Origin of the sequence: Streptomyces sp. SID11385 (assembly GCF_010548245.1) — a bacterium.
Taxonomy (GTDB): Bacteria; Actinomycetota; Actinomycetes; order Streptomycetales; family Streptomycetaceae; genus Streptomyces.
Genome location: NZ_JAAGLR010000719.1, coordinates 1 through 7,177, shown reverse-complemented (window position 1 = coordinate 7,177; position 7,177 = coordinate 1). Strand labels below are relative to the sequence as shown.

The 7,177-nt window shown below is 73.6% G+C and carries 5 protein-coding genes and 2 pseudogenes; 5 read left to right on the top strand and 2 right to left on the bottom strand.

What is annotated here, in order from left to right:
• The 4 genes and pseudogenes from G3I42_RS21820 to ilvD all read left to right on the top strand — a co-directional run.
• A pseudogene (locus tag G3I42_RS21820) lies at positions 1-243 on the top strand (N-acetylglucosamine kinase); the annotation flags it as partial.
• Positions 244-344: 101 nt separating this feature from the next.
• Positions 345-1,718: a hypothetical protein gene (locus G3I42_RS21815; protein ID WP_164288414.1), complete on the top strand. Its 1,374-nt coding sequence runs from the start codon at positions 345-347 to the stop codon at positions 1,716-1,718.
• A gap of 58 nt (positions 1,719-1,776) precedes the next feature.
• A complete protein-coding gene (locus G3I42_RS21810) occupies positions 1,777-2,625 on the top strand; it encodes a fumarylacetoacetate hydrolase family protein (protein ID WP_164288412.1) in 849 nt (282 codons plus the stop codon).
• A gap of 108 nt (positions 2,626-2,733) precedes the next feature.
• Positions 2,734-4,380, top strand: a complete 1,647-nt coding sequence (gene ilvD, locus G3I42_RS21805) for a dihydroxy-acid dehydratase (RefSeq protein WP_164288410.1) — start codon at positions 2,734-2,736, stop codon at positions 4,378-4,380.
• A gap of 70 nt (positions 4,381-4,450) precedes the next feature.
• Here ilvD and G3I42_RS21800 read toward each other — a convergent pair whose 3' ends face one another.
• Together G3I42_RS21800 and G3I42_RS21795 are read right to left on the bottom strand one after the other, a co-directional pair.
• Positions 4,451-5,653 (bottom strand): saccharopine dehydrogenase C-terminal domain-containing protein, encoded by a 1,203-nt coding sequence (locus G3I42_RS21800; protein ID WP_164288408.1) that lies wholly within the window; start codon positions 5,651-5,653, stop codon positions 4,451-4,453.
• 139 nt (positions 5,654-5,792) lie between these two features.
• Positions 5,793-6,773 carry a hypothetical protein gene (locus G3I42_RS21795; protein ID WP_164288406.1) on the bottom strand — a complete coding sequence of 327 codons (981 nt, stop codon included), beginning with the start codon at positions 6,771-6,773 and terminating at the stop codon, positions 5,793-5,795.
• A gap of 197 nt (positions 6,774-6,970) precedes the next feature.
• On the opposite strand from G3I42_RS21795, the pseudogene G3I42_RS37055 reads away from it, so the two are divergent.
• Positions 6,971-7,177, top strand: a pseudogene (locus G3I42_RS37055) (RNA-binding protein); the annotation flags it as partial.

Sequence of the window (7,177 nt, the reverse complement as noted above, 5' to 3'; positions counted from 1 at the left end):
GCCGCGCACCGCGCGCTGGGGCGGGGCCCGGAGGAGCCCGTACCGCTGTCGTGGTCGGGCGGCGTCCTCGGCGTGGCGGAGGTGCGGGAGGCGTTCCTCGACGCGCTCGCCGCCGCACCCGAGCGGTTCGCGCCGCGAACCCCCCGCACCACTCCCGTCCTCGGTGCGGCGCTCCACGCGGCGCGGCTCTCCGGCCGTCCGCTGGGCGACGAAGCGGTGGCGGCGCTGCCTCCGGCCTCCTGAACGACAGCAACGACAGTCGGGGCGCGGGGCGGCGCGCCCCGGCCCCTCCCCCTCGCCTCCCGGGCCCCGGTCCGGACAGGCACTCCAGAAAGGAAGAGCACGTGTCCGACAGCATCAGCGACCAGCGGTCCCTCGTCCTCATCGGCGCGGGCAGCGCCGTCTTCACCCGCGGTCTGCTCGCCGACCTCATCACCGCCGAGGATCTCGGCCGCTGGGAGATCCGGCTCGTCGACGTCAACCCCGAGGCGCTCTCCGTCGCCACCCGGCTCGCCGAGCGCATGGTGGAGGCCCAGGGCGCCGGGGACCGCATCACCGTGCGGTCCTCCACCGACCGCCGTGCCGAACTCCCCGGCGCCGACTACGTCGTGACGTGCGTGGGCGTGGGCGGACGCCCCGCGTGGCAGACGGACCACGACATCTGCCGGGAGCACGGTGTCTACCAGCCCGTGGGCGACTCGGTGATGCCCGGCGGCATCTCGCGGCTGCTGCGGACCACGCCCGTCATGGTCGACGTCGCCCGTGATGTCGTGGACCTCGCCCCCGAGGCGTACTTCTTCAACTACAGCAACCCGATGACGGCCAACGTGCAGGCCATGACCCGCTACGCGGGCGCCGAGGTCGTCGGGCTGTGCCACGGCATGCACCACGTGCAGCGGGAACTGGCGGCCTTCGCCGGACTGCCCTTCGAGGAGACCTCGACGCTGTACGCGGGCATCAACCACCTCACCTTCATCTACGACTTCCGCCACCAGGGCCGCGACGCCTGGCCCGTGGTGCGTGCCCGCGTGGACCGCGAGCTGGCGGAGCCGCCGCGACCCGAGGACATCGGCGCCATCTGGGAGAACGGCCGGGCCTGGCACAACCCGTTCTCCTGGGAGATCTTCCGTACGTACGGCGCCTATCCGGCGGCCAACGACAGGCACGTCCTGGAGTTCTTCCCCGAGCGCTGGGCGGGCGGGGACTACTACGGCAAGAAGCTCGGCGTGGACGCGTTCTCCGTACCCGAGATCCTGCAGTGGGGCGAGGAGCGCTACCAGTCGATGCGGGAGCAGGCGGAGGGCGACACGCCCCTGGACGCCTCGGCGTTCGACCGCTCCACGGGCGAGCAGGAACAACTCCTCGCGATCATCCGGTCGATCACGTTCGACCGCCGCGAGATGTTCTCGGTGAACGTGCCGAACCGGGGCAGCGTCCCCGGCCTCCCCGACGCGGCGGCGCTGGAGATCCCCGCCGTGGCGACCGCCCGCGGGCTGCGCCCCGTACAGGTGCCCGACCTCTCCGCGCCGCTGACCGCGATCCTGTCGCGGCGGCTCAGCTCGGTGGACCTGGCCGTCGAAGCGGCGATGACCGGGAACGAGGACCTGGTGGTCGAGGCCGTCATCGCGGACGGCGCCGTGACCGACCGCGACGCGGCGGCGGCCCTCGTGAAGGACCTGCTGGCGGCCCAGAGCCGCTTCCTGCCGCGCTTCGCCTGAGACAGCCGCGGCTTCGCACCGCGTTTCCCCCGCCCCCCGTTCCGTCAGGAGACAGCCCATGAAGATCGCCCGCATCCGCCACGAGGGCCGCGTGTTCGCCGCCCGCGTGGACGGCGGGACCGCCTATCCGGTCGTGCCGGAGGAGTCCCGGTTCATGGCCGACGCCGTACGCGACCTGATCGCCCAGGGCACGGCGCTGGACGTGCTCGGCGCCGACGTGCCCGGCATCCCGCTCGCCGAGGCCGAGTTGCTCAGCCCGGTCGCGGCGCCGCAGAAGATCGTCTGCGTCGGGCTCAACTACGCGGACCACATCCGCGAGACCGGTCTGGAGACCCCGCAGACCCCGCTGACCTTCGTCAAGACCGCCCACACGCTGACCGGCCCCACGGCGACGGTGCGCGTGCCGCGCGGCACGACGGAGCAGCTCGACTGGGAGGCCGAACTCGCCGTCGTGATCGGCCGGACGGCCCGGAACGTGACCCCCGAGCAGGCCGCCGACCACGTCTTCGGCTACACCGTGGCCAACGACGTCTCGGCCCGCGACGCGCAGTTCAGCGACGGGCAGTGGTTCCGGGGCAAGAACTTCGACGCGTTCTGCCCCCTCGGCCCGTGGATCGTCACCGCCGACGAGGTCGCCGACCCACACGCGCTCGCGATCTCGGCGCGCGTCAACGGCGAGACCGTGCAGGACAGTTCGACCAAGGAGATGATTTTCGGCATCGGCGAGACCATCTCCTACGTGTCGCGGTACATGACCCTGTACCCCGGCGACGTCATCGCCACCGGGACGCCGAACGGCGTCGGCATGGGCCGTACGCCGCAACTGTGGCTCAAGGACGGCGACGTGGTCGAGGTCGAGGTCGAGGGCATCGGCCTGCTCCGCAACCCGATCAGCGTCCACGACTGAGCCCGCGGGAGCGGTACGCGCCCCCGCCCCCGCACCCACCCGCACCACCCCCCGGCCTCCCCCGGCTCCGCTCCGGGGGAGGCCGCCCCGTACGACCGAAGGAATCTCATGAACATCGCCGACGATCCCGACCGCGCACCGGCCCGCTCGCACCTGTACGCGATGGGGCTGAGCGACGAGGACCTGCGCCGCCCCACCGTGGGCATCGCCTCGACGTGGACGGGCACCATGCCCTGCAACCTCACGCACCGGGACCTCGCGCGGCACGTCGCCGCCGGGGTGCGGCGCGCCGGGGGCCTGCCCATGGAGTTCAACACCGTGGCCGTCTCCGACAACCTCACGATGGGCACGCCCGGGATGCGCGCCTCGCTCGTGAGCCGGGAGGTCATCGCCGACTCCATCGAACTCATGGGCCGGGCCCACCAGTTCGACGCGATGGTGTGCATCGTGGGCTGCGACAAGACCGTGCCCGCCGCCATGATGGCGATGGCCCGGCTCGACATCCCCTCCGTGCTCCTCTACAGCGGCAGCATGATGCCGGGCACGTGGCGCGGGCGCGAGGTGACGATCCAGGACATGTGGGAGGCGCTCGGCGAACGGGCCGTCGGCCGCGTCGCCCAGGAGGACGTGGACGACCTCGCCCGGCACGCGTGCCCCGGCGCGGGCACCTGCGCGGCGCAGTACACGGCGAACACCATGGGGACCGTGGCGGATTTCCTCGGCCTCGCCCCGTTCGGTGTCGGCGACATCCCCGCCACGGCGAAGGAGAAGACCGCCGCCGCCGAGCGGGTCGGTGAACTCGCCCTCGATGTCCTCGCGCGCGATCTGCGCCCCTCCGCGATCCTGACGGCGGACGCGCTGCACAACGCCATCGTGTCCGTCGCGGCGATGGGCGGCTCGACCAACGCGGTGCTGCACCTGCTGGCGATCGCCCGTGAGGCGGGTCTCGACCTCGCCATCGACGACATCGGCCGCCTGTGCCGGGAGGTGCCGATCATCACGGCGCTGAAGCCGGCCGGTCCCTACACCGCCGCCGATCTGTGGCGGGCGGGCGGGACCTCGCTCGTGGCCGCCCGGCTCCTCGCGGCCGGGGTGCTGCGCGATTCCGTCTCGCTCGTGGACGGCCGCTCGCTGTCGGAGGTCGCCGCCGACGCCGTGCCCGCCGAAGGGCAGGAGGTCGTCAAGGACATCGAGGCGCCGGTCAAGCCGGCCGGCGCGCTGGCCATCCTGCGCGGCTCGCTCGCCCCGGACGGCTGCGTCCTCAAGCTGGGCGGCCGGCCCGACTTCGTCCGTACGGGGCCCGCGCGCGTCTACGACTCCGAGGAGGACTGCTTCACCGCCATCCAGGCCGGGGCGGTGCGCGAGGGCGACGTGGTGATCGTCCGCTACGAGGGCCCCGCCGGGGGTCCCGGGATGCGCGAGATGCTCTCGATCACCGGGGCGCTCGTCGGGCAGGGGCTCGGCGACTCCGTCACGCTCGTCACGGACGGCCGTTTCAGCGGGGTCTCGCACGGACTGGTCATCGGGCACGTGGCCCCCGAGGCGTGGCACGGCGGCCCGCTCGCGCTCGTCGCCGACGGCGACACCGTCACGGTGGACAGCGCGGGCGGCACGCTCGACCTCGATGTCGCGCCGGAGGAGCTGGATCGGCGGCGCGCGGCGTGGCGCCGCCCGGTCCGCGAGGTGGAGCGCGGCGTCTTCAGCAAGTACGTGGCGGTCGTCGGCTCGGCTTCGGACGGCGCGGTCACCGTCTGAGCCGTTCGCCTCCTCGTACGGCAGAGGGGCCCCCGCCGGTCGGTGGGGGCCCCTCTGCCGTACGTGCGTCCTACTGCTCGCGCATCCCCCACGGCGAGCCGTAGGCGTGGAGCAGGTCGAGGAACGGCTCGGCCGGAAGGGCCTCGGGGCCGAGGACGCCGCTGCCCTTCCACGTGCCGTTCGCGAGCAGTTCCAGGGCGACCACCGGGTTGAGCGCGGTCTGCCAGACGACGGCCTGCGAGCCGTACTCGCGCATCGACCACTCGTTGTCGACGACGTGGTACAGGTACACCTCGCGGGGCGCCCCGTCGCGGGTGCCCTTGACCCAGGTCCCGGCGCAGGTCTTGCCGCGCATCCGGTCGCCGAGGGCGGCCGGGTCGGGCAGGCAGGCGGCCACCACGTCGCGCGGGGAGACCTCGACGTCGCCGACGCGCACCTTCTCGGTGCGGTCGAGGCCGAGCTTGTGCAGGGTGCGCAGGACGTCGATGAACTCCTGGCCGAGCCCGTACTTGAAGGTGACGCGCGGCGCGTCCACCCAGCGCGGGATGAGCAGCACCTCCTCGTGCTCCACGTTGACGCACTCCACCTCGCCGATGCCCTCGGGGAAGTCGAAGACCTCCGGCTCCGAGAAGGGTTCCGTGGTGAACCAGCCGCGGTCCTTCTCCCACACCACGGGCGGGTTCAGGCACTCCTCGATCGTGGTCCAGATGGAGAAGGAGGGCGCGAAGTCGTAGCCGTCCACGGTGAGGTCGGCACCGTCGCGGACCCCGATCTCCTCGATCGTGTCGAAGAGGTGGTCGGCGGCGTAACGGGCGAAGACGTCGGAGAGGCCGGGCTCGACCCCCATCCCGACGAGGGCGAGCCGTCCGGCCGCCTCCCACTCCTCCGCCAGCGCGAACTGCTCGTCGCCGAGCATGACCCCGGTACGGGCGTAGGGCTGCTCGGGGTGCGGGCGCGAGAGGGACATGGCCATGTCGAGGTAGTGGGCCCCGGCGGCGAGGGCCGCGCGGAAGAGGGGCATCACGAAGCGCGGGTCGGTGGCGTTGAGCACGACGTCGACGCGGTGCTCGCGGAGCAGGGCCTCGACGGCGGCTTCGTCGGAGGCGTCGATGGCGGCGGCGACGAAGCGCGGGTCGTCGGTGGCCCGCGCCGCGGCGTCGGCGCGCTCGGGCACGTAGTCGGCGACGACGCAGTGCGTGAAGAAGGAGCGGCGGGCGGCGATGCGGGCGGCGGCGGTGCCCACACCGCCGGCGCCGACGATGAGTATGCGCATGGTGATCCTGGATCTCTCTTGGAAGGGGGTGCGGCGGGAAGGGGTGCGGCTTGCGGCCGCGCCGGGCGTGGCGAACGGAGTGACGCGGGCGACGCGGGCTGCGCGCGTGGGAAAGCGCGGGGTGCGGCGGCGCGGTCGGTCAGGAGGTGCGGTGCACCGGGCGTTCCTCGTCCCCGGGGGTCCGGGTCAGGCGGCTCAGGAGCGGGACGGACCGGGCCGGTTCGTCGCCGCCCGGGTCGCTGACGTGCCACAGCCGGCCGCCTCTGCGCAGCACGAGGTCCGTGCGGCGCGGGGCGTGGGCGAACGTCGTGGCGGCGAGCGCGGTGACCGGGCCCTCACCGGGCGCCTGGAGGCTCCGGTACGGGGCCGGGGTGCCGAGGTCGACGACGTCGATCCGCTCCGCAGCCTCGTTCCACACGTACAGACGCGGGACGGTCTCGCGCACCACCGACGCGGCGACGAGCCCGGCCGGGAGCGGGGTCTCGTCGCCGCCCGGGGCCAGGTAGCTCCCGCCGACGGCACCGAGCAGGGCGAGGCCGGGACGCGGGGCGTGCGGCAGCGGAAGAAGGAGGACGGCGCCGGGAGCGTCCGGGCTCCGGGGCGGGAGCGGCGTCGGCTCCCAGGTCAGGCGGGGGTACGCCCCGGCGTCGGCGCGGAACAGGCGCGGGCTTCCGTCCTCGCCGAGCACGGCCGTCCACAGCGTGCCGTCCGGGTCCTCGGTGAGGCTCGCCGCCCGGACGCTTCCCGTGGGGGGCGGTTCCTCGGTGGTGAAGGCGGTCTCCGGGTTCCACCGCAGGCGGTGGGTGCGCGCTCCGGACCTCGCCAGCACCTCCAGGTGGTGCGGGCCGTGCGCGCTCTGCACCACCTGGACGTCGTCGTAGCGCCTGCCGGTACCGAAGCGCAGGGCGCCGCTCCACGAGCCGGGCGGCGGTCCTCCCGCCTCGGGGGCGGTGTCCTCCGGGTCGTTGTTGAACCAGAGCACCCAGAGTCCGTCCTCCTCGTCGCAGAGGAGGAGTTCGAGATTGCCTCGCAGTCCGTACCGGCCCTGCGCGCACGCGAGTCCGCCCCCGTTCGGGGGCGGGAGCGCGGTACGCGGGGCGGGGGGCGGGGCAGCAGCCATGGGAAAAACCTCGCAGCCGGCCGAGGACAGAGGAGGCGCGCATCAGGGCCGGCGACCGGCAGCGCCTCAGCGAAAACCCTAGGCACTCCCCGAACGCGCGTCAATGAGCACGAATGAGCAAAGATGAGCACATGGCTGGTGAGGTGAGCCCTCGATCGCGCAGAGTGGAGGACTCGCGCCCTGTCCAGGGGGCGACGATGAGCCACGTACTGGACGGGTGGGAGGCCAGCAGGATGCGGGAGACGGAAGGCGGCGCGGCGGACGGGGAGCCCGGGCCCGCGGCGGAGGAAGGCCAGGGGGCGGCCCCTGGCGGCGCCCGGCCCGTCCTCGTCGTCGGAGCGACACGGGTGCTGCGTCCGGCGGTCCGGGCGCTCGCCGCGCGCGGAACCCCGGTCACGGCGGTG

What these genes read in the sequence shown, in the direction of transcription:
- ilvD (WP_164288410.1), top strand. Translation starts at nt 2,734, where the DNA reads ATGAACATCGCCGACGATCCCGACCGCGCACCGGCCCGCTCGCACCTG.
- G3I42_RS21800 (WP_164288408.1), bottom strand. Translation starts at nt 5,653, where the DNA reads ATGCGCATACTCATCGTCGGCGCCGGCGGTGTGGGCACCGCCGCCGCC.
- G3I42_RS21795 (WP_164288406.1), bottom strand. Translation starts at nt 6,773, where the DNA reads ATGGCTGCTGCCCCGCCCCCCGCCCCGCGTACCGCGCTCCCGCCCCCG.
- G3I42_RS21810 (WP_164288412.1), top strand. Translation starts at nt 1,777, where the DNA reads ATGAAGATCGCCCGCATCCGCCACGAGGGCCGCGTGTTCGCCGCCCGC.